General features: G+C 54.2%; 25 protein-coding genes. 14 read left to right on the top strand and 11 right to left on the bottom strand.

Annotation, left to right across the window (positions count from 1 at the left end):
- Nucleotides 1-8 precede the first annotated feature (8 nt).
- Nucleotides 9-902, bottom strand: coding sequence for an SDR family oxidoreductase (locus tag KOI40_RS02235; RefSeq protein ID WP_216095807.1), 894 nt, complete (start codon nt 900-902; stop codon nt 9-11).
- Nucleotides 903-1040: 138 nt separating this feature from the next.
- Here KOI40_RS02235 and KOI40_RS02230 point away from each other — a divergent pair, with 138 nt between their 5' ends.
- The 3 genes from KOI40_RS02230 to KOI40_RS02220 all read left to right on the top strand — a co-directional run bounded on the left by KOI40_RS02230 (nt 1041) and on the right by KOI40_RS02220 (nt 5600).
- Entirely contained in the window at nt 1041-1949 is a 909-nt protein-coding gene (locus KOI40_RS02230) for a hydrogen peroxide-inducible genes activator (protein WP_216095806.1), read from the top strand.
- Between the two features lie 27 nt (nt 1950-1976).
- Nucleotides 1977-4070: an ATP-dependent DNA helicase RecG gene (recG, locus tag KOI40_RS02225; protein ID WP_216095805.1), complete on the top strand. Its 2094-nt coding sequence runs from the start codon at nt 1977-1979 to the stop codon at nt 4068-4070.
- A 120-nt stretch (nt 4071-4190) separates the two neighbouring features.
- Nucleotides 4191-5600 carry an aminoacyl-tRNA deacylase and HDOD domain-containing protein gene (locus KOI40_RS02220; RefSeq protein WP_216095804.1) on the top strand — a complete coding sequence of 470 codons (1410 nt, stop codon included), beginning with the start codon at nt 4191-4193 and terminating at the stop codon, nt 5598-5600.
- 23 nt (nt 5601-5623) lie between these two features.
- Here KOI40_RS02220 and KOI40_RS02215 read toward each other — a convergent pair whose 3' ends face one another.
- The 3 genes from KOI40_RS02215 to KOI40_RS02205 form a co-directional block, all read right to left on the bottom strand.
- Entirely contained in the window at nt 5624-5998 is a 375-nt protein-coding gene (locus tag KOI40_RS02215) for a VOC family protein (protein ID WP_304504154.1), read from the bottom strand.
- Nucleotides 5999-6022: 24 nt separating this feature from the next.
- Nucleotides 6023-7291: a dicarboxylate/amino acid:cation symporter gene (locus KOI40_RS02210; protein WP_216095803.1), complete on the bottom strand. Its 1269-nt coding sequence runs from the start codon at nt 7289-7291 to the stop codon at nt 6023-6025.
- A gap of 177 nt (nt 7292-7468) precedes the next feature.
- On the bottom strand, nt 7469-7741 hold the full coding sequence (locus tag KOI40_RS02205) for an HU family DNA-binding protein (protein WP_216095802.1): 273 nt from the start codon (nt 7739-7741) through the stop codon (nt 7469-7471).
- 193 nt (nt 7742-7934) lie between these two features.
- Here KOI40_RS02205 and KOI40_RS02200 point away from each other — a divergent pair, with 193 nt between their 5' ends.
- From KOI40_RS02200 to KOI40_RS02165, 8 genes are all read left to right on the top strand, one after another.
- Nucleotides 7935-8441, top strand: a complete 507-nt coding sequence (locus tag KOI40_RS02200; RefSeq protein ID WP_216095801.1) for a chorismate--pyruvate lyase family protein — start codon at nt 7935-7937, stop codon at nt 8439-8441.
- Between the two features lie 171 nt (nt 8442-8612).
- Nucleotides 8613-9683: a 4-hydroxybenzoate octaprenyltransferase gene (ubiA, locus tag KOI40_RS02195; RefSeq protein WP_216095800.1), complete on the top strand. Its 1071-nt coding sequence runs from the start codon at nt 8613-8615 to the stop codon at nt 9681-9683.
- Between the two features lie 159 nt (nt 9684-9842).
- Nucleotides 9843-10553: a phosphate regulon transcriptional regulator PhoB gene (gene phoB, locus KOI40_RS02190; protein ID WP_216095799.1), complete on the top strand. Its 711-nt coding sequence runs from the start codon at nt 9843-9845 to the stop codon at nt 10551-10553.
- A 165-nt stretch (nt 10554-10718) separates the two neighbouring features.
- A complete protein-coding gene (locus KOI40_RS02185) occupies nt 10719-10916 on the top strand; it encodes a hypothetical protein (RefSeq protein ID WP_216095798.1) in 198 nt (65 codons plus the stop codon).
- Between the two features lie 224 nt (nt 10917-11140).
- Entirely contained in the window at nt 11141-12448 is a 1308-nt protein-coding gene (gene phoR / locus KOI40_RS02180) for a phosphate regulon sensor histidine kinase PhoR (protein WP_255568200.1), read from the top strand.
- A gap of 190 nt (nt 12449-12638) precedes the next feature.
- Nucleotides 12639-12860 carry a penicillin-binding protein gene (locus tag KOI40_RS02175; RefSeq protein WP_216095796.1) on the top strand — a complete coding sequence of 74 codons (222 nt, stop codon included), beginning with the start codon at nt 12639-12641 and terminating at the stop codon, nt 12858-12860.
- A gap of 212 nt (nt 12861-13072) precedes the next feature.
- On the top strand, nt 13073-14368 hold the full coding sequence (locus tag KOI40_RS02170) for a hypothetical protein (RefSeq protein ID WP_216095795.1): 1296 nt from the start codon (nt 13073-13075) through the stop codon (nt 14366-14368).
- Between the two features lie 8 nt (nt 14369-14376).
- Nucleotides 14377-15465 (top strand): hypothetical protein, encoded by a 1089-nt coding sequence (locus KOI40_RS02165; protein WP_216095794.1) that lies wholly within the window; start codon nt 14377-14379, stop codon nt 15463-15465.
- A gap of 16 nt (nt 15466-15481) precedes the next feature.
- On the opposite strand, the gene KOI40_RS02160 is transcribed toward KOI40_RS02165, so the two are convergent.
- The 5 genes from KOI40_RS02160 to gmk form a co-directional block, all read right to left on the bottom strand.
- Nucleotides 15482-16264, bottom strand: a complete 783-nt coding sequence (locus KOI40_RS02160; protein ID WP_233709968.1) for a response regulator transcription factor — start codon at nt 16262-16264, stop codon at nt 15482-15484.
- A 13-nt stretch (nt 16265-16277) separates the two neighbouring features.
- Nucleotides 16278-16661: a RidA family protein gene (locus tag KOI40_RS02155; RefSeq protein ID WP_216095792.1), complete on the bottom strand. Its 384-nt coding sequence runs from the start codon at nt 16659-16661 to the stop codon at nt 16278-16280.
- A gap of 93 nt (nt 16662-16754) precedes the next feature.
- Nucleotides 16755-18872, bottom strand: coding sequence for a bifunctional GTP diphosphokinase/guanosine-3',5'-bis pyrophosphate 3'-pyrophosphohydrolase (spoT, locus tag KOI40_RS02150; protein ID WP_216095791.1), 2118 nt, complete (start codon nt 18870-18872; stop codon nt 16755-16757).
- Between the two features lie 61 nt (nt 18873-18933).
- Entirely contained in the window at nt 18934-19191 is a 258-nt protein-coding gene (gene rpoZ, locus KOI40_RS02145; RefSeq protein WP_216095790.1) for a DNA-directed RNA polymerase subunit omega, read from the bottom strand.
- Between the two features lie 224 nt (nt 19192-19415).
- Nucleotides 19416-20033: a guanylate kinase gene (gmk, locus tag KOI40_RS02140; RefSeq protein WP_216095789.1), complete on the bottom strand. Its 618-nt coding sequence runs from the start codon at nt 20031-20033 to the stop codon at nt 19416-19418.
- A 364-nt stretch (nt 20034-20397) separates the two neighbouring features.
- Between gmk and KOI40_RS02135 the strand changes: the two genes are divergently transcribed.
- Both KOI40_RS02135 and KOI40_RS02130 read left to right on the top strand, forming a co-directional pair.
- Complete coding sequence (locus KOI40_RS02135) at nt 20398-21315, top strand: alpha/beta fold hydrolase (protein WP_216095788.1); 918 nt, start codon at nt 20398-20400, stop codon at nt 21313-21315.
- A gap of 27 nt (nt 21316-21342) precedes the next feature.
- On the top strand, nt 21343-21801 hold the full coding sequence (locus KOI40_RS02130; protein WP_216095787.1) for a hypothetical protein: 459 nt from the start codon (nt 21343-21345) through the stop codon (nt 21799-21801).
- Here KOI40_RS02130 and KOI40_RS02125 read toward each other — a convergent pair.
- The gene (locus KOI40_RS02125) at nt 21788-22954 is read right to left on the bottom strand and encodes a helix-turn-helix transcriptional regulator (protein WP_216095786.1); all 1167 of its coding nucleotides are present in this window, start codon (nt 22952-22954) and stop codon (nt 21788-21790) included. The two genes, KOI40_RS02130 and KOI40_RS02125, sit on opposite strands and share 14 nt — an antisense overlap.
- 326 nt (nt 22955-23280) lie before the next feature.
- Between KOI40_RS02125 and KOI40_RS18710 the strand changes: the two genes are divergently transcribed.
- Nucleotides 23281-24594, top strand: a complete 1314-nt coding sequence (locus KOI40_RS18710; RefSeq protein ID WP_216095785.1) for a methyl-accepting chemotaxis protein — start codon at nt 23281-23283, stop codon at nt 24592-24594.
- Nucleotides 24595-24722: 128 nt separating this feature from the next.
- Here KOI40_RS18710 and KOI40_RS02115 read toward each other — a convergent pair whose 3' ends face one another.
- On the bottom strand, nt 24723-25286 hold the full coding sequence (locus tag KOI40_RS02115; protein WP_216095784.1) for an LPXTG cell wall anchor domain-containing protein: 564 nt from the start codon (nt 25284-25286) through the stop codon (nt 24723-24725).
- Between the last annotated feature and the right edge of the window lie 5 nt (nt 25287-25291).

The raw sequence follows: 25291 nt of genomic DNA, 5'->3' as shown, positions 1-25291 counted from the left end.
TCCTTCGGTCAAGCGATGCCCATGGTCTCCAGCACCTGCCGGTAACCCTGTTGATAGGTGGGGTATTGAAACTGGTAGCCACTGTCGAGCAGTCGCTGGTTGCGACAGCGTTTGCTGGCCCGGCTCGGTGCTTGCGGCCCCGGTTGCAGGTGATCCGGGCCAAAGCCCATCTGTTGCGCCAGCCACTGTTTGACGTCACCCAGATCCGAGGGTTCACAGTCGCTGGCGAGATACAGGCGCTGGAGGCCTGTTGTTTGTGGCTGCTGCATCAGTCGCATCAGATGTGCCAGGACCCCGGCACAGTCGTCCACATGAATGCGATTGCTGTACAGGGCGCCGTCGTCGCCGGCTGGCGCGCCCTTGCCCTCGCGCACCTGTTGGATCAGCCGTTGGCGCCCGGGGCCGTAAATACCCGAGAAGCGCACCACGCAGGTGGTATAACCACTGTCAGTAAGCAGTTGCTCCGCCTCCAGAAGCCGTTTGCCGGCATAGCCTCGGGGTTCCGTGGCCGAGTTCTCATCGATCCACTGGCCGTCGGTTTGGCCATAAACACTGGTACTGGACACAAACAGAATCAGTCGCGGCGGTGTGCGGGATTCCAGTGCTGCCAGCAGGTTTTTCACCGTATCGACATAGGCCTGTTGATAACCCTGGTCGCTGAATTCACTGGGGGTCAGAGTGATGACGATGACATCCGAGTCTTGTGGCAGGCTGGCGTGCAGGCTGTCCGGATCGTTCAGGTCCGCTTGCCGGTAGTCAATGCGCGGATGCTCGCAGGGGGAGCGGCGAATACCCACCACTTCGGTGTCATCCGGAAGACGTGCAGCCAGTCGCTGGCCGATGTCGCCACAGCCCAGCAGGGTGACAGTCTTCAGGGGCGGTGTGATGAAGGACGTGGTCATGAGGATCCTGAGTTACTGTGAAAGAAGGTGCTCAATATCAACCTGAAAATTTATCAAGTCAAATGTAACTAATAGTTCTCGTCTATAGGAACTCTATGCCAGAATAAGGCCATTCGTGGATTGAAACAGGTGGCTGCAATGACGTTGACTGAACTTCGCTACATCGTAACCCTGGCACAGGAACAGCATTTCGGCCGTGCGGCGGAACGCTGCTTTGTGTCGCAGCCGACCCTGAGTATCGCCGTCAAAAAGCTCGAGGATGAACTCGGTGTGGCGCTGTTCGAGCGCTCCAAAAGTCGGGTTCAGTCGACGCCTCTTGGCGAGAAGATTATTGCACAGGCACAGCGGGTTCTGGAACAAACCGCCTTGATCAAGGAAATGGCCACCGCCGGTAAGGATCAGCTCAGCAGCCCGCTCAACGTGGGAGCCATTTTTACCATTGGTCCATTCCTGTTTCCGCATTTTATCCCCCAATTGCAGAAGATCGCCCCGGATATGCCCCTGTACGTGGAAGAAGGCTACACGGCCACACTGCGTCAGCGACTGCGAAAAGGCGACCTGGATGCCATTATTGTGGCCTTGCCCTTTACCGAACCGGACGTGGTTACCCAGACACTCTACGACGAGCCGTTTGTGGTGCTGATGAGCCACGACCATCCCCTGGCGGCCAAGAAAGAAATCGTACCCTCCGACTTTGACGGTCACTCAGTTCTGTTATTGGGCGAGGGCCACTGTTTCCGCGATCAGGTGCTGGAAGCCTGTCCCAATTTGCAACCGAGTCTGGAAAATCACGCCTCTACCCGTTTTGCTTCGGAGGGTAGCTCGCTGGATACCCTGCGGCATATGGTGGCGTCGGGCTTGGGAATCACCATCCTGCCGCTGTCGGCGGCGGGCTCGAACTATTCGCCGGATGTGTTGGTCACACGACCATTCGCAGACCCGGTGCCTCAGCGCACGGTGGCTCTCGCCTGGCGCGCGAGTTTTCCGCGTCACAAGGCCATTGACCGCCTGCGTCAGGCGATCAATCAGTGCCAGGTGAAGCCCTGAACATGATCCGAAAACAGAGTTAATACGGTGACCTCGGTTGTTAACACAGCTCCGTCTCTGGCTCAGGTGGACGTGACCGCGCTGAAAGGTGTGGGTGGTCAGCTGGCGGAGAAGCTGGCAAAGATTCATATCCACTCGATTCAGGATTTGCTGTTTCATTTGCCACTGCGCTATATGGATCGCACCCGGGTCACTCCCATCGGCGGCGTGCAGCCTATGGCCAGTGTCGTCATTGAAGGTGAGATCAGGGCCAGCGATGTGGTGTTCGGTCGCCGCCGCAGCCTGATGTGCCGATTGCAGGACGGCACAGGTGTAATCAGCCTGCGGTTTTTTCACTTTACCGCGGCACAGAAAAAGCGGCTGGTGCCCGGCGCCCGTTTGCGCTGTTTTGGCGAGGCCCGCCGCGGTGCTTCGGGTCTGGAGCTCTATCACCCGGAGTACGACTTTCTCGATGGCAGTAGCCCGCCGCCACTGGAATCCAGACTGACACCGGTCTACCCCGCCACTGAAGGCATCACCCAGCAGCGGCTGCGCAATCTCACCGAGCAGGCGCTGGAGCTGATGGGCAGTCATACCCTGCAAGAGCTGATCCCCGACGACGCCTGGAAGCGGGAAGCCTATCCGCTCAGCGAGGCTCTGGCATTTTTGCATCACCCGCCCAAAGACGCGCCCATCGATGAGCTGCTGCTGGGCACACATCCCTACCAGCAGCGACTGGCGTTTGAAGAGTTGCTGGCCCATCACCTGAGCATGTTGCGGGTGCGGCAAAAGATTCAGGCCGAGGGCGCCCAGCCCCTGCCGACACCGCAGCGCTTGCTGGATCGTTTCCAACAGCAACTGGGCTTTAAGCTTACCGGAGCCCAGCAGCGGGTGGCGGATGAAATTGCTGCGGACTTGTCCCAGCCCTTTCCGATGTTGCGTCTGGTGCAGGGGGATGTCGGTTCGGGCAAAACCGTGGTGGCGGCTCTCGCAGCCCTGCAGGCGGTGGGCAATGGTTTGCAGGCGGCGATCATGGCGCCCACGGAGATTCTTGCCGAGCAGCACCGCAAAAGCTTTACCCAGTGGCTCGAACCGCTGGGCATTCGCGTGGGCTGGCTCAGCGGAAAACAAAAGGTGGCCGAACGCCGCCAGCAATTGGCGGAGATTGTCAGTGGCGAGGCCCAGGTCATTGTCGGCACCCATGCCCTGTTTCAGGATGACGTTGAATTTGCCGACCTGGGCCTGACGATCATCGACGAACAACACCGTTTCGGTGTGCATCAGCGACTGGCGCTGAGAGAGAAGGCCAGGGACAAGCGCCGCTCCCATCAGCTGATCATGACCGCAACCCCCATTCCCCGAACTCTGGCCATGAGCGCCTACGCGGATCTCGATTGCTCCATCATCGATGAGTTGCCGCCGGGGCGCACGCCAGTTTCCACGGTGGCCATCAGTAACGAACGCCGCCACGAGGTGGTGGAACGGGTGCGGGCCGCCTGCCTCGAAGGGCGACAGGCTTACTGGGTGTGCACCCTGATTGAGGAATCTGAAGCGCTGGAAGCACAGGCGGCCGAGGCGGTGGCGCAATCGCTAACTGAGTCATTAGCGGACATTCGTGTCGGGTTGGTTCATGGACGTCTGAAAGCGGCCGATAAAGAACAACAGATGGAATTGTTTAAGGCTGGCGAGTTGCAGCTGCTGGTGGCCACCACCGTGATTGAGGTGGGGGTGGATGTCCCCAACGCCAGCTTGATGATTATTGAAAACCCCGAGCGACTCGGGCTGGCGCAGCTGCACCAGCTGCGCGGTCGGGTTGGACGTGGCTCGGCTGCCAGTCACTGTGTGCTGCTGTACGGCTCGCCCTTATCCCAGTACAGTCGGGAGCGGTTAAAAGTGATGCGCGAGACCAACGATGGTTTTGTGATTGCCGAAAAAGATCTGGAATTGCGCGGCCCCGGTGAGGTTCTGGGCACCCGGCAGACCGGTGAAGTGAATTTCCGGTTGGCGGATCTGCAGCGCGATGGTTTTTTATTGCCGCGAATTAAAGAAGTTGCAGGCCATATCATGTCGACCCATCCGGAGGTGGTCGAAGCGTTGATCAGCCGCTGGCTGGGCAGCAGTGAGAATTACGCCAGTGTGTAAAGGGGCGAGTAGTAGACAGGCCCCCTTTTTAAGAGACCTGAATGTCGTTTGCATCAGGTCAGGAGTACTGAACAAACGGGGTTGATTAGTCTGCCCCACCCGAGGTATCAGGAGAGTATTTTGTCCGTCCCAACCAGTGTGTCGCAGTTACTGGAGCAGCAGAACGTCAATTATTCCGTGGCGTTGCGTCCCGATGAAAGTAAGGTTTACAGCGTCAGTGATCTCCCCCATGAGCAGCATTTGCGCCAGCTGGGAGCTGCCCGTTCACTGTTGTTACAGGACAGCGAAGGTCGGGTGCAGGTGATCGCCAGTGCCGATGGTCTGTTCGATATTCAGCGGGCCAATCAGTTACTGGATCGGACTCTGGAACCGGTCGCCGCCGATGATCTGAAAGGACTCTACGAAAAGTACCAGCTGAGTTCGATTCCCGCCCTGCCCAAGCTGGCCGGTATGCCGACACTGGTGGATCAGCGATTGCTTGATCAGCCCACCGTGTTACTGGACTCCGGGGCCAGTGAGCTGCTGCAAATTGATCAGCGGGATTTTGCCTTGATGGTTTCCGGTTCGGTGGTGGGTGATATCACGGTGCCGGTGGAAGCGCTGGAGCACAAACTGCAAAACAGTGGCAGTGATGAGGCGCAGTTGCTGGCGGCGGTGAAGAGCTTTACCGCCAAGCGCATCAAGCAGCGACTGGAGGAAACCCTGGAGCTGCCACCGCTGCCCGAAACCGCACAGCGCATCATCAAGTTGCGGGTTGATCCCAACGCAGACGTTGGCGACCTGGCAAGCATCGTTGAAATCGATCCCAGTCTGGCGGCGCAGGTGGTCAGCTGGGCTTCTTCTCCTTATTACTCGGCTCCGGGAAAGATTCGTTCCATTCACGATGCGATTGTCCGGGTACTGGGTTTTGACATGGTGTTGAATCTGGCGCTGGGCCTGGCTCTGGGAAAAACCATGTCCATTCCCAAAGATGGGATCCACGGTGCCACCCCTTACTGGCAGCAGGCGGTCTACACCGCCGCGACGGTCGAGGGGCTGGTGCGTGTGATTCCCCGCGAGCAGCGCCCTGGCTTTGGCATGGCTTACCTGTCCGGTTTACTGCACAACTTCGGCTGGCTGGTATTGGCTGAAGTATTCCCGCCCCAGTTCAGCCGCATTTGTCGCTGCATAGAAGTGAATGGTCACATACCTCCCAACCTTGTTGAGATGCATGTTCTCGGTGTGACCCGCGATCAGATCGCCAGCTGGTTAATGGAGTTGTGGGGTATGCCCGAAGAGGTGGTGGTCGCCCTGCGTCATCAGAACAATACTGACGGCTTCACGGAAGAGCACGGCGCGTACGCCAGGCTGGTATTCATCGCTCAACGGTTGTTGCAACAACATGGGATCGGTCAGGGACCGCGACTGGGAATTCCGGAGGCGTTCTACGAGCAACTGAACCTGGATAAGGACCGAGCCCGTCAAGCGGTGGAAGCGGTACTGGAATCCTCGGAAGAGCTGGACAATATCACCAGTCAGCTGCAGGCCTGACCAGAGACCTGTGCGGTCTGAGTCTAGTTTACCGGCTCGGACCACACCGCGTATTCGTTGCCGTTGGGATCGGTGAAGTGAAACCGGCGACCGCCGGGAAATGAGAAAATGTCTTTCACGATAGTGCCGCCCGCGGCGATGACCTTCTCCAGCGTGTCTTCCAGGGCATCACTGTAGAGCACCACCAGCGCACTGCCGTTGTCGGTAGTGGCCACCTGATCCGATTGGAAAAAGCCCCCGTCCAGTCCGGCGTTGTCGAACGCCACGTATTGCGGACCATAATCCACAAACGACCAGCCAAACGCTTGGCGAAAAAAGCGCTTGGCGGCCTCCAGATCACGGGCGGGCAATTCGACGTAGTTGATCTTTCCGGTTTCTTTCATCAGCGCTGAGTCCATCGTATTGATGGTTTAGAGCTTAGCTCAAGACTTGCCGCTGTTCTCAAACACTTGCTGATCCCAGGCATCCTCACTCTTGGCCACTGTCAGGGTCACCATGGAGTCGCCGGTGACGTTCACCGCGGTGCGGATCATGTCCAGCAGCCGGTCGACACCGATGATCAGGGCAATACCTTCTACCGGCAGTCCCACCTGTTGCAGCACCATCGCCAGAGTAATGAGACCCACACCGGGTACACCGGCGGTGCCAATGGAGGCCAGTGTGGCGGTCAGAACCACGGTCAGATAACCGGTAAAGCCGATATCAATCTGGTAGGCCTGGGCAATAAACGCGGTGGCGACACCCTGCATGATCGCGGTGCCGTCCATGTTGATGGTGGCGCCCAGAGGGATGGTGAAGGAGGCGACACGGTTGTCCACGCCCAGCTTCTCCTCTGCTGTGCGGAGTGTTATTGGCAAGGTCGCATTGCTGGAAGAGGTCGAAAAGGCAAACATCATCACCGGGCGCAGGTGCTTAAAGAAGGCCAGCGGATTGATGCGTGTCAGCAGTTTGAGTATCAGGCCATAGACGCCAAAGCAATGCAGCAGCAAGGCCAGTACCACGGTGGAGAAATAGAGCCCCAGTTCGATGATGGCGCTGGCGCCCAGTTCGGCGAACAGTTTGGCCAGCAGGCAGAACACCCCGTAAGGTGCCAGTTCCATCAGGATGCCGACCATTTTCATCACCACTTCGTCCAGATTGACGAACCACTCGCGCACTTTCTGGCCGGTGTCACCACAGCGGGCAATGGCAATCCCCATCAACAGAGCGAAGACAATGACCTGCAGCATGTTGCCATCGGCCATGGCCTGCACCGGGTTGCTGGGGACAATATTCACCAGTACCTCTTTCAGGGAGGGAGGCGTCTGGGCCGCAAACGACAGGGAGGTTTCCAGTCCGATACCATCACCGGGGCGGATCATGTTGCCCAGCAACAGCGCCAGACTGATGGCAATGGCGGTGGTTAACAGGTAGAGCGCCAGGGTTTTGCCGGCCATGGCACCCACACGGGAACTCTCCCCGAGACCGCTGGCACCACACACCAGTGAGATAAACACCAGGGGGACTACCAGTAATTTAAGGGAGGCGACAAACATCTGGCCAACCGCATCCAGCAGGCCGTTGACGAACCCGTCGCTGATCCAGCCCTGAAGGGTGGGACTGAGCCAACCGCTGTTGCCGAGCAGGTTGGTCAATATGCCCACTGCCAGGCCGGCGGTCATGGCGATAAGAATCCGGGTAGTCAGGCTCATAGGGTGTTTTCCTCCTGGCGTTTGCTGTACAAACGGGTTTCCTTACATAAAAAAACGAAAGCCTGGGCTTTCGTTTTTTCGGGTTTTGACCGCATCTGCTGGCCGATCAACAGGTTGAGGGACGGGGCTCAACCGGGGCTGCGCTATCGGCGTTCTGATGGGTTAGCCATCACTGACTCAGTTGACGGCGTCCTTCAGCGCTTTGCCGGGCTTGAAGCCTACGGAAGTGCTGGCGGGAATCTGGATGGTCTCACCGGTTTTGGGACTGCGGCCGGTGCGGGCAGCGCGGTGGCGCTGAGTGAAGGAACCAAAACCCACCAGATTGACGCTGTCATCGCGGCTCAGGGCGTTGGTAATCTCTTCAAAGATGGCAGAAACCACATCATTTGCTTTGTCCTTCGGCAGGTCGGCAATATTGGCGACCGACTCGACTAAGTCACTCTTGTGCATAGGAAATTCCTTATAAAAACGCAGTTTTTGTTATTATCGCTCCGCATTAAACCAATTGGCTTGGCGGTGGTAAAGCACTTCTTGTCCCCGGCTGCTGTAATTCCGAACAATTTGATGATTTATGCTACCGACTTCCGTTAAAAATGACGCCCGATACTCCTTCTGCAGGAGCTGGCATCCCGCCTCTCCCCTGATGTACGGTCTAAAAGGCGGGCGACACACTGCTCTGCTTGATTGGCTGCAGCACCCGGGATCTCTCACCGCGCGTCTCAAGGCCCACAGTCACGGTGCGTTTTCCGTACAGCTGCTGACTCAACACTGGGGCCGTGCCGAGCCCATGGAGGCTGTGGCTCTGGGGATCGCCCCCCACGCACCGGTGCTGATTCGCGAAGTGATTCTCAAAGGCCATAACCAGCCCTGGGTGTGGGCCAGAAGCCTGCTGCCGGAGAGTTCGCTGAGGGGGTCCCTGCGTCGTTTGCGAACACTGGACAATCGTCCGCTCGGTGGCTGGCTGTTTAAGCAACCCTCACTGCAGCGGGATCCACTGGAAATCAGTTGCTACGGTACGGGTGATACCCGTTTGCCAGGGATTTTTACGCCGAATCAGCCACTCTGGGGGCGACGCTCGGTGTTTTATGTGCACGACAAGCCCATTCTGGTGGGAGAAGTCTTCCTGCCGGCTTTTGTCGAAAGCCTTTGATGGCGACCTCTGACGGTACCCTCAATACCGTCTAGCCGTTACACTGCCGGCTGAGATTTCAGCCGCTACTGAACGTCCGTCACCCAGACTTTGCCTGCGCAGTGACCAGAGCTTTATGTCGTTCGGGCCATACTGATTTGAATGTGGTACTTATTCCTAGAAAGTGATGACATGACTCCACCGAAGAAAAGAAAATCCAAGAAGCCAAACCGTCCGCCCCAGCAAGCAAAAACTTCCGCTGCGGCCAAAACCGGCAAGTCCCCCGCGGCGGCCAAAGCCTCTGCGACGACCGCCAAGGCCCGGGTTTCAAAGTCAAAAGCTTCAAAAGCACCCGTTTCAAAGACCAGAACCTCTTCGACTGCCGGCCCCTTGTCCGGCTTGCTGGTGCGTGATCATCTGCCCTATTACTGGCAATTGACGCGCATGAATCGTCCCATTGGCTGGTTATTGTTGCTGTGGCCTACCTTGTGGGGATTGTGGCTGGCCGCTGATGGTTTGCCGGATCTCGATGTGTTGCTGATTTTCGTTCTGGGGGTGATCTCCATGCGCGCTGCCGGTTGCGCCATCAACGATTTTGCCGACCGCAAGGTGGATGGCCATGTGAAGCGCACCCGTGAGCGGCCTCTGGCCAGCGGTAAAATCCAGCCCAGGGAAGCGCTGGCGGTGTGTGTACTGCTGTGTCTTTTGTCTTTTATTCTGGTGCTGTTTACCAACAAGCTGACGATCCTGCTGTCACTGGGTGCGGTGGCTCTGGCCGGTTGTTATCCGTTTATGAAGCGTTATACCCACCTGCCGCAGGTGGTGCTGGGCGCCGCCTTTGCCTGGAGTATTCCCATGGGCTTCGCCGCCCAGACCGGTGAAGTACCACCGGAATCCTGGCTGATTTACACCGCTGCCGTGATCTGGACGGTGGTTTACGACACCTTTTACGCCATGGTGGATCGTGATGATGACCTGCTGATCGGGGTGAAATCCACCGCGGTGTTGTTTGGCGAACAGGATCGGGTAATCACCGGCAGCCTTCAGGTGCTGGTGATTGTCACGTTGATGATCGTGGGACAGCGATTCGAGCTGGGTAGTGTCTATTATCTCGGGCTGGCGGTGGCTGCAGGCCTGTTTGTGTATCAGCAGTTCCTGATCCGCCATCGCGACCGGGATCAATGTTTCAAAGCATTTCTCAACAATAACTGGGCTGGATTTGCGGTGTTTGCCGGAATTGTTGGTGACTACTTACTTCGATAGCCGTGCCTGATTCAACCAGATAGTGTGACAGACTCACGTAAACACTGAGAAACCTGGCGTGGAACAATGTGACAGCTATATTTAAAGCCGTAGCTGTCACAAAAGATTCACAAAAACACTATTTAATGCTGGTATCAGAAAACAGCATAGGCAGAGATGATGCCCCAGAAAACTATATTGATCGTCGATGATGAATCCTCCATTCGAGACATGCTCCGCATTGCGTTGGAGATGGCGGATTATCACTGTATGGAGGCGGAAGATGCACAACAGGCCCACAGCCTGATCGTGGATCGCAAGCCCGATCTGGTGCTGCTGGATTGGATGTTACCCGGTACCAGTGGTATCGAGCTGGCCCGTCGTCTGAAGCGGGATGAGGTCACCGCTCAGGTTCCTATTATCATGCTCACCGCCAAGGGCGAAGAGGATAACAAGGTGCAGGGGCTGGAAGTGGGTGCCGATGACTATATCACCAAGCCCTTCTCCCCTCGCGAGCTGGTTGCGCGACTGAAAGCCGTACTGCGTCGTACCGATACCCTGGCAGACAGTGGCCCGATCACCGTGGATGGTCTGACTCTCGATCCGGTAAGCCACCGTGTCACTATCAACGACACTCCCGTGCAGATGGGCCCTACCGAGTACCGCTTGCTGGAGTTCTTCCTGACCCACCAGGAGCGCGTCTACACCCGCAGCCAGCTGCTCGATCACGTCTGGGGCGGCAATGTCTACGTGGAAGAGCGTACGGTGGACGTCCATATTCGACGCCTGCGCAAGGCGCTGCAACTGGAAGATCATGACCGCTTTGTACAGACGGTGCGCGGTGCCGGATATCGCTTCTCCTTGAAAGTCGCTTCTGCCAAAGAACTCTGAAGGGCCGTCACTGTTAAAGTGTGAAGCGCCAGTGGGTAAGGCGTCGGATCAAAGCTGATGACTGTGCCTGATATTGAAGGCACAGTTATCAACGTGACTGGACTTTCGGTGTCACTTGAATAAAGTGTGCTCTTCCAGCATGAGAGCTTCAGAGCAGAGGGCTTTATGAAACGCACACTCACCATCACGGCATTGATTCTGACGACGGTTGCGGTGACGGCAGGTTGTACCAGTGCCAAGAAAATTGGCAGAGAGATCGGCCATACCACTCGCGACGTTACCCGTGATATCGGACACGCGACCCGTGACGCGGCCAAAGAGATCGATAAAGCGGTTGATGAAGCCCTCACAGACGACCTGTAAAGCATGGATGTGTTAAACAAACTGCTGAACACGTTGATACACTGTTAACATGCGTGTCGCAGATGGCTTTCCGTTCCCGATAGCTGTTTTTCTTTCAGCGCGGTTTGGCTGATGAAAAATCAGGCTTCTTACTGCTGCGCACTCTACACTTACGTCGACAGCTGCAGGCTCAATCGTCGTAGTCTTCTACAACGCAATCGACAATTACACGACAGGAATCAACATTGAACAGGGGTTTTTCCGCTGAGATCAGGCGGATCATCGTTTGCACGCTGCTGTGTGTGGTTTTCGGGTTAATGAATGGTTACCTGACCTGGACCCTTATTGCCGGTGGCGCACTCTACATGGCCTGGATGCTCTGGCAAATACACCGTCTGGATGTCTGGCTGCAGAATTCCCGCCGTTTTCAGCCCCCGGATGCCAGTGGTATCTGGGGTGATATCTTCGATAATATCGTGCGCCTGCAAAAGCGTCAGCGACGGGAAAAGAAACGTCTGCAAGCCGTGGTCAAGCGCGGGCAGGAAATCACCTCGGCATTGCGCGATGGGATTCTGCTGCTGGATACCCAGGGCAATATTGAGTGGTACAACAGCGCCGCCGGTCATCTGCTGCACCTTCGGCATCAGGATCAGGGCAACCCGATTTTCAATTACATCCGCCATCCCCTGTTTATCCAATACATGGACAAGGGCGATTTCAAAGAGCCGCTGGATTTGCCCTCCCCGCACACCGGTGATGTGCGTCTGCAATATCAGATAACCCGCTTCGGCCAGGGAGAGTGTCTGGTGTTGGTAAGAGACGTGACCCGTCTGCATAAGCTTGAACAGATGCGCAAAGATTTCGTCGGCAACGTATCCCACGAATTGCGCACACCGTTGACGGTGATACGCGGTTATGTGGAAACGCTCGCCATGTCGCCCGACCTTCCCGCGCCCTGGCAGCGTGCGTTGCAGCAGATGGAGCAACAAGGCGTGCGCATGACCAGCCTGATCAACGACCTGTTGGCGCTGTCCAAGCTGGAAACCGATGATCGCCAAAGCGCCCACAAACCGGTTGTGCTCAAACCGCTGTTGCAGCGTATCCGCAGTGATGCAGAAGCACTGTCCGGCGACCACCAACATGTGATCACACTGAACTGCCCTGACCACCTGGCGCTGCTGGGCAATGAGCAGGAACTGCACAGCGCCTTTTCCAATCTGGTCTTTAACGCCGTCAAATACTCGCCGGATGGCAAGCAAATTTCCATCGACGTCGAAAGCAACAGCCTGGGCCTCAACCTGGCGGTGAGCGATGAAGGCGAAGGCATCGACAGCGTTCACCTGCCCCGTTTGACCGAGCGCTTCTATCGGGTGGACAGCAGTCGTCATGCACAAACCGGTGGTACCGGTTTGGGGTTGGCGATTGTAAAACACGTACTGATTCGCCACGGTGCCAAACTGGATATCCAGAGCAAACTGGGTAAAGGCAGTACCTTTACCTGCATGTTTCCGATACAAAGCGTGGTTGAACAGAAGGATGCCGCTTCTGCCTGAGGTATCTTTGCGGAGTGTCTACTGGCATAAAGTACGTCAATCCCATCAAAGAAAAAGCCAGAACTTACATCAAGCCCTGCCCCTATCACTTTGAAGGCTTTGCCGGTAATGTGATTGCTTAACAGCCCGCGGCTGTTGACCGGCTCCTGAGAAATTCCTCCGGGAGCCCAATCACGACAGTGAGGTTTCTATGAGCGATAAAATCAATGCCGATGCACTTCAGGCGCTGAAAATTGCATTCACCTACATGCCCAAAGCCATCGAAGTCACTCAATACGAATACGGCGACCGTTATCAAACAGTGCTGGATCATATCGAAACGGTCAGAGAAATCCTGCTGATCAACGACGTCGACCCGGAAGAAGTCCACGGTGATATCTATCCGGATGATACGCCGAATTCGAGTTATTGATTTAAGTCTTAGATAAGCACTAAAACTTCAGCCTTTTGTATGGGTTTTTCAGTGCGAGTGAGAAAGAAATCTCATCAACACGGACAACCGTGTCAGTAGGCTTTAATCTTGTTGAACACATCGCATAATCCAAGCTACCATTCCGCCTTACAACAGGAACGTGTATAGACGCGTACGTCAAATAGTCATATCTCCAAGGAAAAGGAGTCCGCATGCTTGGTATTTCTTCCTCTGTTTCACTCAATGAGCTCCACAAAGCCAAACCCTACGGCAAAGCTGGAAGTGGCCGCTCGCTCTACGCTAATGACAAGCTACAGCAAACTCTGAATGGCCTAAAAGGCCAAGCTAATTCAGGTGACCATAAAAGCTATCACGCCTCTGCAGTCGTTAATGCTGTTAATGGTCTTCGTGCAGGTACTCTTCCCGCGAATACGTTTCTTAAAAATGGATCTTCCAACCGCTATTGCGTAGTTCATTCGGGCTTTGAAATTGAGTATATGATTGGTACGCCCACCAGTCAGACGGATATTGTGATTGTGGATATTCGGTTGGTGGAGAAGAAAGTTGAAAATACTAAAAGGGCTGGGTTGTGGTCCGTAAACCAAGATGATCAGGGTAAGTGGATAGCAAGAGATTGGCAGCCTTCCTTGCAGCCTGTTTCCGTTACCGGTAATGATGAGTCTAGTCGCATTAAAATAGGTGTAAATGGATATTGCGAGGGGCTTCAGCATGCTGCAAAGATGCTACCGTCGCATATAGCCCGAGGTAAAGAATGTGAGTTAAATAAACTGAGTACCACAGGGTATCAGCTATTCTATGTCCCTCAGTCGGGTAATATTTTGAAAGCTGGCTGGCAGTCATTGGCTCAGATGAGCAAATTTCGTAAAAGTAAGAATGATGTAGAAGCGGCTAAAATTCTATCTGCTTATATGTTAGATGCACATAAAAAAGGTTTGTATGTTGAGTGGACGAGCCATCGAGGAGGCTCTGTTGTCTTAACCGAAGCAATGAAAATTCTAAGCGAGGGTGATAAAGGCAAGCCAATAGATCTAGAAAAAAAACAATCGGTATTTTTGAGTGATCCTACATCTAGTTTGACCGAAGCCGATTCTACTCGAAGAAAAATTAATACAAATATTACAGGAGATCAGTGGTATAACGGCAGTAAAATGAATATGGGTTACATGGCGGGCGCCCAAAAATTTGGCACTGCTGAATTGGTTTGCTCATTTACTGCAATTCGCGAAGGTAATAAGCATGATAAAGCAAAAAGGATTGCAAAGCAGTCAACGTGGGGTATGGTAACGACCGCGGCTGGATACACTTTATACACCAAGGCCGGGGCTTTGATATCAGGAGGTATGGTTGCCTCTGCTGGTTGGGGTGGATTAGGATTGGCGTTACTTGCAGTGCTTGACAATATTCCAGCCCTCAATGAGGACTATCGAAGTGGAAAGCTTCAAAGCACCGAAAAGCTCATAGAGAAAGGCATTAATAAAATTATATAAGGAAAGTCATGCTTCAAACTCTGTTTAGCTCAAAACTTTGGTGGAAAGGACTTAAACATCCTGTCGGGCCTTCTTTTTCTCAAGCGTACCTAAGGGAAAAGGACTTGTCAGGAAATTTTTTGAGTTTTGAAGCCCCTTCTCCAAGGGGTGATGCGAATCTTGTGGCATCGGATGAAGGTAATCCTGACATAATCGATATTGAAGATCTGGACAAATACTGTGATCTAAAAAATTTACTAGCCACTAAGGACTATTATCAAGGAAACGCACTTCGCAGGCAGGTGTTTACGTCGTCATGGCAAATGAATGGCCGTCCCATGATGGATGGTTATATGGGAGACTTACGACTCTCAGTTTCGGTGAGACAGATTCCGAATTTAGCTGTGGGCGATAGTCTGTTTAATCCAGAAATTTTAGCCCGTGAAGTTCGTAAGGAAGCGGAGTTAGGCAGTCTGAATGATTTCCATAATGGTTATAATGAGGATGAGTGGGATTTCACCAATACCTGTTGGCCTCATTATTTAGGCCCATTAAATTGGCAGTGGCAACAGATCAACAATAGAATTTGGTTATATTTTGAATTGCAATCCTTAAGAGATTTGGCAAGTCCGTTTACTTGGTATATTGCTTTATCTGATCAACATTTTCTAGAATGTCAGTTTTTTATTACAAAAAGCAGCAATGTGGGCGGTAATTCTTATTGTGAAGAAACAAACATTGCATCTGACCCTTATACAAAACTGATGCACCAAATTATGTCAACATTAACACTAACCCGCACTTCAGAAATGTCTGCTAGAGAACAGCAGGTATTGTCAGAAAATCAAAATGCACGTTTACTGTTGCACCCAGGTCCAAGTCCAGAACAACTAGCTTTTGCCGCTCATGTGATGTGGAAGTGGAGCAACAGAGGTACCCACTATGAAGAGGTCGAGGGCGTCGATTACCGGGCCAACAAAGAAGACGTTGCCGAGCTAATCAAACAACGAATTAAACCTAATCCCCTACCGGGTCGAATTGAAAGCGCGGTATTCGCAGAAGACTTCCCCGCAGGCTGGATGTTTGCCGATGGTTCTCGCTTTGAGCGGGGTAACTAACAGTAACCCCGCTCCTCTACTCCCCATCCGGCGTATGCCCCAACCAAATCGCCATCAGCGCCGCTCGGCTGTTGACGTTAAATTTCCGATAGATAGAAACCACATGTTTATGCGTCGTGTCGGTTTTTTGTCCGAGGGATTCAGCAATTTGCTTTTCGGTCTGGTCGGTCAATAAAAGTTGCAGTACGCGTTTTTCTGTTGGCGTTAACGGCGCTTCGGCGATGACCAGACCGTGATGCAGCAGCGTTTGTTTGTGAAACCACTTCAGGCTGCGCAGGCAATGTTCGGCGAGTTTCAGGTCGTTTTCACTGAAAGGTTGTTTGGACATCGAGCGGTTAAAACAGAAATACACTTCGCTGTCTTTATTGACCGGAGCGACGACAAACAGGGTATCGCCAACGCCGCGGGAACGGTAATGGCGTTGGTATTGAGGGGTGGAATAATAGTTTTCGGAGACATGGTCCCGAAGAAAGACTGCGCGAAAACGACCGGCCTGGCGCACATGATTGTAAGAGCTTTCATCAATAATCCCTTCATCCACATCGTTCTGTGCGCCGCGATATACCTTTTGGTCCTGTGCGATTTCTGAGGGATAAAAGACAGGGCCCAGGCGCCAACCGAGTAACGGGTCATGTTCTGACTGAGACATACGATACGTGGATAACCAGTAACAGTGGTCGGAATTTATTATCCGGCTGATACTGTCCAGCAAATATCTCAGCGCCTGCTCGGCTTGAGCAGCTGGCCAGTCGGCCAGCTCATCCCAAATCCGGTGGATGTGTGTGTGGTGTTCGTCCATGTCACTCAACAGATTAGATCACCATAATCCCGTCAGCTTCAACCATGGCACCTTTTGGCAATTGCTTAACGCCTACTGCTGCGCGGGCAGGGTAAGGCTCGTTAAAGTATTGCGCCATCACTTCGTTCACGGTTGGGAAGTTGCTCAGGTCTTCCAGGAAGATACCCAGTTTGACGATGTCGGCCAGTGAGCCGCCAGCGGCTTCGCACACGGCGCTGAGGTTTTTAAACATCTGGTGAGCCTGGGCTTCGAAGCCGCCGTCAACCAGTTCCATGGTTTCCGGATCCAGTGGAATCTGGCCGGACAGGTACACGGTGTTATTGACTTTGACCGCTTGTGAATAGGTGCCGATTGCGGCCGGTGCGTTTTCGGTGCTGATGATTGCTTTGTTGGTCATGTCAGTATCCTTCTTGGAATTATGCTGTTTGCAATAAATAACGGGAGAGCAGAAGCGGAAGTCCGCTCCCCTCTCCCGCGCTTGTGTTGTTTATCAGTTTTTACTTCGGGTGATCTTGATTACCGCGCTGATCAGTTTCAGGCGGCGCATGATGTGCGCCAGATGCACCCGGTTGTGGACCCCGAGGCAGAAACGAATCACTGAGTTGTGTGCGTCCCGCTCGTCCACATTGACCTGCTCGATGTTGCCTTTGAGCTCGGCAATGCGGGTGGCCAGTGAGGCGATGATGCCCCGCTCGGATTGCACTTCGACGCGAATGTCGGCGAGGAACTCACCGGTTACGGTGGGCGCCCAGTTAACGGCACTGATCTTCTCGGGGTTGTTGCGCAGCTCGGCAATGTTGCGGCAGGTATCGCGGTGTACCACCAGCCCTTTTCCGGCGCTGATGTGACCGATGATCGGATCGCCCGGAATTGGACGGCAGCAACGGGCAAAGCTGATCATCAGGCCGTCGGTGGAATCGATCATCAGCGGTGAATAAATATTACCGCTGCTGGTGCTGGTGGTTTTGTCGGTGGCGAGTATTTTGGCCACCGCGTGGGCAATGCGATTGCCCAGACCGATATCTTCCAGCAGCGCTTCCAGAGACGGCGCGTTGGTGGCGCTGAGCAGTATCTGGGTTTGTTCTGCGGTCAGGTCCTTCAGCTCGATGCCTTCGTCCAGCAGTGCGCGGCTGAACATGCGTCGACCCAGCTCAATGGACTCGTGATGACGCTGGTTTTTCAGGAAGTGGCGAATGCCGCTTCGCGCCCGACCGGAGGTAACAAAATTGAGCCAGTTGGGATTGGGCTGTGCCCCCGGTGAGGTAATGATCTGAATCTTCTGACCGCTCTGCAGGGTTTGTGATAGCGGCGCCAGGCGGTCGTTGATGCGACAGGCCACACAGCGATGGCCGACGTCGGTGTGTACCGCGTAGGCGAAATCCACCGGCGTGGCGCCGGAAGGCAGCTCCACAATCTTGCCCTTGGGGGTAAAGACGTAGACTTCGTCCGGGAACAGATCGATTTTAACGTTCTCGATGAACTCCAGCGAGTCGCCGGCGCGCTGCTGCATTTCCAGCAGGCCCTGAATCCACTGGCGGGCTCGGGCGTGTGAACCACTGGGCATGTCGTCATCACTGTCGGACTTGTACAGCCAGTGGGCGGCGATGCCGGAATTGGCCATCTCGTCCATTTCCTTGGTGCGGATCTGCACTTCAATGGGCACGCCGTGCATTCCCACCAGCACGGTGTGCAGAGACTGGTAACCGTTGGCTTTGGGAATGGCGATGTAGTCTTTGAATTCGGTAATCACCGGCTTGTACAGGTTGTGGACGGCGCCCAGGACCCGGTAGCAGGTGTCGACGCTGTCGACGATGATGCGGAAGGCATAGACGTCCATGATCTCTTTGAACGACTTCTTCTTGTTGCGCATCTTCTGATAAATGCTGAACAGGTGCTTTTCACGGCCGATCACCAGTGAGTTGATCTGCTCGCGCTCCAGGCGCAGCTCGATGGCGTTCTGGATTTTTTCGACCAGCTCCTTGCGGTTACCGCGAGCTGTCTTCAGGGCGGTTTGTAACCGCTCACTTCTGAGTGGGTACATGGCGGCAAAGCCACGGTTTTCCAGCTCAAGACGGATGTTGTTCATGCCCAGACGCTGGGCGATGGGGGCATAGATCTCCAGGGTTTCCTTGGCGATGCGGCGCTTCTTCTCGGGCTTGAGGGCGCCGAGGGTGCGCATGTTGTGCAGCCGGTCGGCCAGCTTCACCAGAATCACGCGGATGTCTTTAGCCATCGCCAGCGCCATCTTCTGGAAGTTCTCGGCCTGCTTCTGTGCCTGGGTTTCAAATTCAAACTGGGTCAGCTTACTGACACCGTCCACCAGCTCTGCCACGGGCTCGCCGAACTGCTCGGTGAGGGCGTCTTTGGAGATGGTGGTGTCTTCAATCACGTCGTGGAGCATGGCGGCCATCAGGCTTTGATGGTCCATGTGCATGCCGGCCAGAATGGTGGCAACTTCCAGAGGGTGGGTCACATAGGGTTCGCCACTGCGGCGGCGCTGGCCTTCGTGGGCTTGTTCTGCGTAGAAATACGCACGCTTGACGCGATTGATTTGATGCGGTTCGAGATAGGAGGAGAGCCGGTGGCCCAAGGACTCAAGTGTTTGCATCGGGGTCCTGTATCGGTTGAGGTTGGGGTGCCTGTTCTCAGGCACCCGGTACCCCATCTTATTACATCTGAGGAGCGGTGTCGTCGATGACAAACTCTTCAAAGTCGTCCTGCTCTTCTTTCTGAGTCAGGATGCTGGCGTCGATATAGCCTTCTTCGATTTCGCGCAGGGCGATAACGGTGGGCTTGTCGTTCTCTTCCGGTACAAACGGGTCTTTGCCGCCAACAGCGATTTGACGAGCACGTTTGCTGCTAACTAAAACCAATTCAAAGCGGTTGTCTACATGATCGAGACAATCTTCTACAGTAATACGAGCCATTTGTATGCCTTTTTAACGAGTGCTCCGCCCAGTGCGGAGCGAATAATACAGAGCGGGTGAATCCTGTTTGTCCGGCCTGACACGCATCGGGTCTTGCGGATCGCGATGGCGTAAAAATGACAGAGTCCGGAAAGGTCGGCCAGTGTACGCAAAACAACCAGTTAGGACAATAGTCTAGGTGATTAAGACTGTAGCAAATGTGATTAAGACTTTAGCAAATGTGTTCAAGACAGCAGCGACGTCAGTAATGGCCCGTGTCTTTGCTGCTGATTTTCCAGGGTCAGGCGTGTGGCCAGCAAAATAGCCTGAAAATCCTTCAGTGCGACGTCAAAATCATCATTAATAATGACGAAACTGGCTTCTACATAATGGGACATCTCGCTGATGGCTTCCTGCATGCGGGCATCGATGATGCTGCTGTCGTCCTGCCCGCGACCGGTCAGGCGACGGGTCAACTCTTCCCGTGAAGGAGGCAGAATAAAGACGCCCACCGTCTCGGGGATCAGGCGTCGCACCTGCTGGGCGCCCTGCCAGTCGATTTCGAGAATCACATCGGTGCCGCTGTCGAGGGTGTCTTTTACCCACTGGGTAGACGTGCCGTACAGATTGCCGAACACCTCGGCGTGTTCCAGAAAGGCATTGTCTTTCGCCATATGGGTAAACACATCGCGATCCACAAAGTGATAGTTCACCCCGTCTTCTTCACCGGGACGCATGGCGCGGGTGGTGTGGGAGACGGACACCATGACATTGTCGGTAGTGTCGATCAGGGCCTTTACCAGGCTGGTCTTGCCCGCACCGGATGGGGCGGAAACGGTATAAAGAGTGCCGCGTGAGCTCATGGGTCTGATTCTGTGCCTTTGCTGGAGTCCTTGTGATAGTGGTTAATCATACGTGAGGCAGCCCGGATCCACCATCCCACAAAGATCCCCGCGATTCGCAGTTTTCGATCGTGTATACATCAATTGAGGTATGACGCTTGAATCCACCGTTTTATATAGTGGGTCTGTGGGGATTGTTGAGCGCAGCGGTCTACAGGATGTGTAAGGGTTTCAGGGTGTAGGAAGGAGGCGCAGGCCTCAGAGGTCAGATAGGGATTATTGGATCAATAGGGAAATCTGCTTTTGGCAGAGGCCCGACAGATAGACGCTGTGGCTCGACCATACTCACGTTTGGGAAGATTTAATCACAGGGAGGTGTATATTTATGGACGTCCAGAGATTGATTGAGGACTCCTTTTACCGGTTCGCCAAAGGTTCGCTGGTGGCCGGGTTGACGACACTGTTGGTGATGACTGCGGGATGTGCGCCCACCCAGCATCAGCTTTCCCTGCGGGCAGACCGCATTGCCCAGCCCTCCGGTTTGATGCCACAGACTGTGGCAACCCGTCGTTTTACCGTCATGACTTACGCCCGCATTGAAGATGCTGAAAAACCACTGCGGGTCTATCTGGAAGGCGAAGGCGATAAAGAAGGTGATGGCAAAGCGTGGGTGTCGCGTATCTCCCTGAATCCCACCCCGCACAATCCGCTGGCGCTGCGACTGGCCGCTCTGGATACGGGCCCCAATGTGCTGTACATCGCCCGTCCCTGTCAGTACGTCACCCTTTCCGATGAGAGCCATTGCGGTCCGCAGCTGTGGTCCAGGGCGCGCTATTCGCCCAGGGTGGTCGAAGCCATTGATGAAGTGATCAGCCATTACGTTACACAAATGGGCAGCCAAAGCGGCATTGAGCTGGTGGGCTATTCCGGTGGTGGCGCTCTGGCGGTTCTGATGGCGGCCAAGCGCCGCGATGTTCACAACCTGCGCACGGTGGCGGCCAATCTGGATACCGAGCTGTTTACCCGTCTGCATCAGGTATCGCCCATGGATCACTCTCTCAACCCGGCCGACTTCTCCGAACTCACCAGCGCCCTGCCTCAACGGCATTTTGTTGGTGAACATGACACGGTTGTACCCGAGGCCATTGCCCGCAGTTATCAACAGGCAATGGCCGCGGCCCACTGCGTGACCATTGAGCCGGTTATGGGAGCCACGCACTCCAAAGGCTGGGAGGCGTTGTGGCCGAGTTTGCTTAACGCATCACTCAGCTGCCTGCCACAGGTCAGCCAAAGTAATCAGTAACATTCACCGTTAATGTAAGGAAAGCTTATGAAACGTTTTTATGCCGCATTGTTAACTTTCGGTTTATCACTGAGTCTGAGCCCGGCCGTGTGGTCCGATGATCTGGCCTCCACCTGCGCAGCCTTGCAGATGCAGTTGTCGAAAATGGATCCGGACACTCGCCGCTCCATGCAGCAGGGAGCGATGGCCGATGTCATCAAGATGTGCAGCAAGGAAAAAACCAGCAGTTACAAAAAGGCCATGACCAGCGGCACCCTCTACTGCAAGTCCGGCGATCTCTGTGCAAAATACGACTTTGCTCTGGCATCAGACCGCAAGATCTACGAGCCCTCATGCGCTCAGGTGGCCAGCTGCCCGTCCAATTACAGTGACAAGTGCACATTGAAAAACGACAAGGTCAGAGGCGGACAAGGCACCGTTGACTGGACTTTGTATGCCTACAACGGACTGGTGCGCGATTCGGCAAAAAACCTCAAGTGCCGCTGATGGTCACACTGGATTCGGGCTTCTCCGATGGAGAGCCCGGGGGCGGACTGATTGCCCCGGAAAGCAGCAGCTTGACGATATCCTGCTGACGATTGACCCCCATTTTATCGAACACATGCTTTAGCTGTGTGCGTACAGTGAACACGCTGACCTCATTCTGCTCGGCGATTTCTTTCACCGCCATGCCGTTGGCCACCATAATGGCGACCTTCGCCTCTGCCAGCGTTAAGCTGTAAATTTTCATCAGGCTTTGGTGATCGATATGCATGGCCAGGCTGGCGTCGCTCAGGTAAATCGTCACTGCCCGGGCAGGCAGAATCAGGTTATCGAGCTCTTCGCTCGGATCTGTATTGGTGAGCGTAATGGCCAGTGGCGAGGCTTTTTCAGGATGGGATAACCCCAGGCTCTTGCTGGTTGCCAGGGGGGCGAACATGAGATCGTCAATGGCCTGATTGAGGGCAGCGGATTCCGCGTTGCTATAGGCGGACAAGACCCGACCGCGCACTTTCAGGGTGGGATTGCTGGTGAGTACTTGCTCGGCCACCGGATTGCAATAAACCAGTTCCCGCCGCTCGTTGACGATCACCACGCCCATCATCACCCGCGACAGCACATTGTTGAGGCGGTAATTCTCCACCCGCAGACGGTGAAACTCTTTCTGTATGCGCATGGCGCGGGCAAAGTGCGGCGCCAGGGTTTCCAGCGTCGCCAGGGTTTGATCATCAAATTCCCCCTGTTTCAGACTGCGGTGCAGCCCCAGGGCCACCTGCCATTCCGAGTTGCTGTAAATGATCACCCCACCCATATAGTGGATGTTCAGAGGCCGCATGATCATGTTGTAGTAAAACGGATGCTCGCGTTTGGTGGTCTCGTGGGAAGCAAACTGAAAAGCAGAGCCCTCCGGTTGCGATATCACCGATTTCCAGCCGATATCGAGCTTGCCCAGCCCAATGCGATAAGAGTGTCGGGAGATGGCGGGAATCTGATGTCCGCCCACCACCGAGTGGTTGCCGGTTTCCAGATCGTGCACCAGCAAGGCGCCGGATTTCATATCCAGGGTTTGGCAAAGAGTCGTCAGCACATGATCCCAATGCGCAGGATCGAGGGAGGCCTCGTAAATCTCGCCGACAAGATCCAGTAGTTGATTGTTCATAGCCGAGGGTGCTTTTACCGTTTAAGGTGCTATCACAGTTGAGCGTGCAGTTAGTGATCCAGTCAAAGAAGCGTGGATGTGAGCTTAATATAAAGCAAAATTTCGTCCAGAACACGTCCGCCTAGTCCAAAAGTATCAAGTATTCCAGGATGATCCAAATTAAGGCAAGACACACATCAAGAGAAAACGGGTCATGCCGATAGATACCCTATGCATTGAGCGTTGATCCCGGAGCAAATTGTAGATGACGCGAATGAATCCAATGCACAGGTTATTGCGTATAAAGGATCGCTAATTATCAATCTCAAAGTGTTCTGGTGACAATCATGTTCTTCAACAAGTCTTTACAAAAGGAAAACCAACAGTTAACGGAAGAACTGCATATTTTAAAAGGTGTTCGAAAGTCACTGGATCAGGATATGTTGCGTCTATCCCTGGACATCAATGGCAAGATCACGTCAATCAATAAAAACTTCTCTGCTGAACTCAACATCAGTGAAGGCCATGTCGTGGGTAAAAAACTCACCGACCTGGTGCCTGTCGATGCCCGCGTTACCCAACACTTCCACCAGATGAAATCGGCCATTGAACATGGCAGGCACTGGACCGGCGCTGTCCAGATTGAAGATGGCAACGGTGAGGACGCGTGGATTCGGGCTATTGTCCAGCCTGAAAAAGACAGCAGTGAAAAGCTGCTGAGGTTTTCTGTGTTTTCAGTCAATCTGACTCGCACCATCACGGACTCCCGTGAGAAAGATGACATGCTGAAAGCGTTGAACCGCTCTTCGGCGGTGATCGAGTTTTCACTGGATGGCATTATCCTGCAAGCCAATGACAACTTTCTTCAGACCATGGGCTACACAAAAGAACAGGTGATCGGCAAACACCATCGCATGTTTTGTGAACCTGAGTTGAGCAACTCACCAGAATACGAAGCCTTTTGGCAAAAGCTTGCCCGGGGGGAATACATTTCTGAACGGTTCAAGCGAATAGACAGTCGTGGTGAAACCATCTGGCTGGAGGCCTCTTACAATCCGATTCGAAATGATAACGGAAAATTTTACAAGGTCGCCAAGTTCGCTACCAATATCACGGCACAGGTGATGCAGGAGCAAGAAGTATCAAAAGCAGCGGCCCTGGCTAATGAGGTGTCGGAAGAAACCGGCAAACAAACCACTCAGGGGCGTGAGGTCATTGGTTCTACCATTGCCAGCATGAAAGGGTTGTCTGAACAGATGCAGCTTGCCAATCAGGCCATCGAAGCCCTGAACGAACACTCGGTAAAGATCAGTGAGCTGGTCAACAGCATCAGTGGCATTGCCGATCAAACCAATTTGCTGGCCCTCAACGCCGCCATCGAAGCTGCCCGTGCCGGCGAACAGGGCCGCGGATTTGCTGTTGTTGCGGACGAAGTCAGACAGCTGGCATTTCGCACCAATGAGACGACCGAAAAGATCGTGACGATGGTGTCAGAAAACCTCAAGCGCACCGGCAACGCTGTTGATCTGATTGCCCAGTGTCAGGGTGAAGCGACGCAGGCGCTGGAGTTGTCGAAAGAGGCAGGCAGTGTGTTGGACATCATCGAGCGTGATGCCAAGCGGGTTGTTGAAGTCATCGGCAAGTTTAATCAGGCGTTGTAATTTAAAACTGTTCTGCAGAACAGGTTATGGATTTGGTTTGGATCTGATTAGGGATTAACTTGAAAAGTGTCGGGGCCATCGAATCGATACGCCCTGACACTTTCAGTACCAGTCTTACTAGACCTGCATCAGGCTTTACGACGACGCCAGCCCAGCAGCCCACCGCCGGCCAACAACAGTCCACTGATTACCCCAAACAGAGGCAGAGGACTGGCGGTGGTGGGCAATGCAGACACTTCGTCGGCATCGGTATGATGTACGCCATCGTCACCGGCAAAGGCAACCGTGTCTACGCGATCCTCAAAGAACTTGTCCTTGGAAATATAGATCTGGATTTCATCGCCCTTTTTCAGGTCGGCCACACGGCGCTTGCGACCATCGATAATGGCGCTGTGGTTCATGTCCGGTGTAACCTCAATGGTTTTGTCCGACGCTGGCATGTACAGCTTCATGGTCCCTTTCCAATTGCTGCGAACAACCATTTCCGCTCGAGCATAGAGGGCCCCATCAATGTCATACACGCCCTCGCAAGCGCCCGCCAGCATGCCAAAACGCTCTTTGGCTTCTGCGGTTGCCTGATAATCCTCGGCGTAGTCACTACAATCACCAACACGTACCGGGTCCGCCGCTAACGCTGAACCCGCTCCCGCCAGTGCGGTAGCCACTATCAATGGTTTGATCAGTTTTTTCATTGGCT

The organism is Pseudomaricurvus albidus (assembly GCF_018863235.1).
Taxonomy (GTDB): domain Bacteria; phylum Pseudomonadota; class Gammaproteobacteria; order Pseudomonadales; family Cellvibrionaceae; genus Pseudomaricurvus; species Pseudomaricurvus albidus.
The sequence above is the reverse complement of the archived record's forward strand: the minus strand, read 5'-3'. Positions and strand labels throughout refer to the sequence as shown.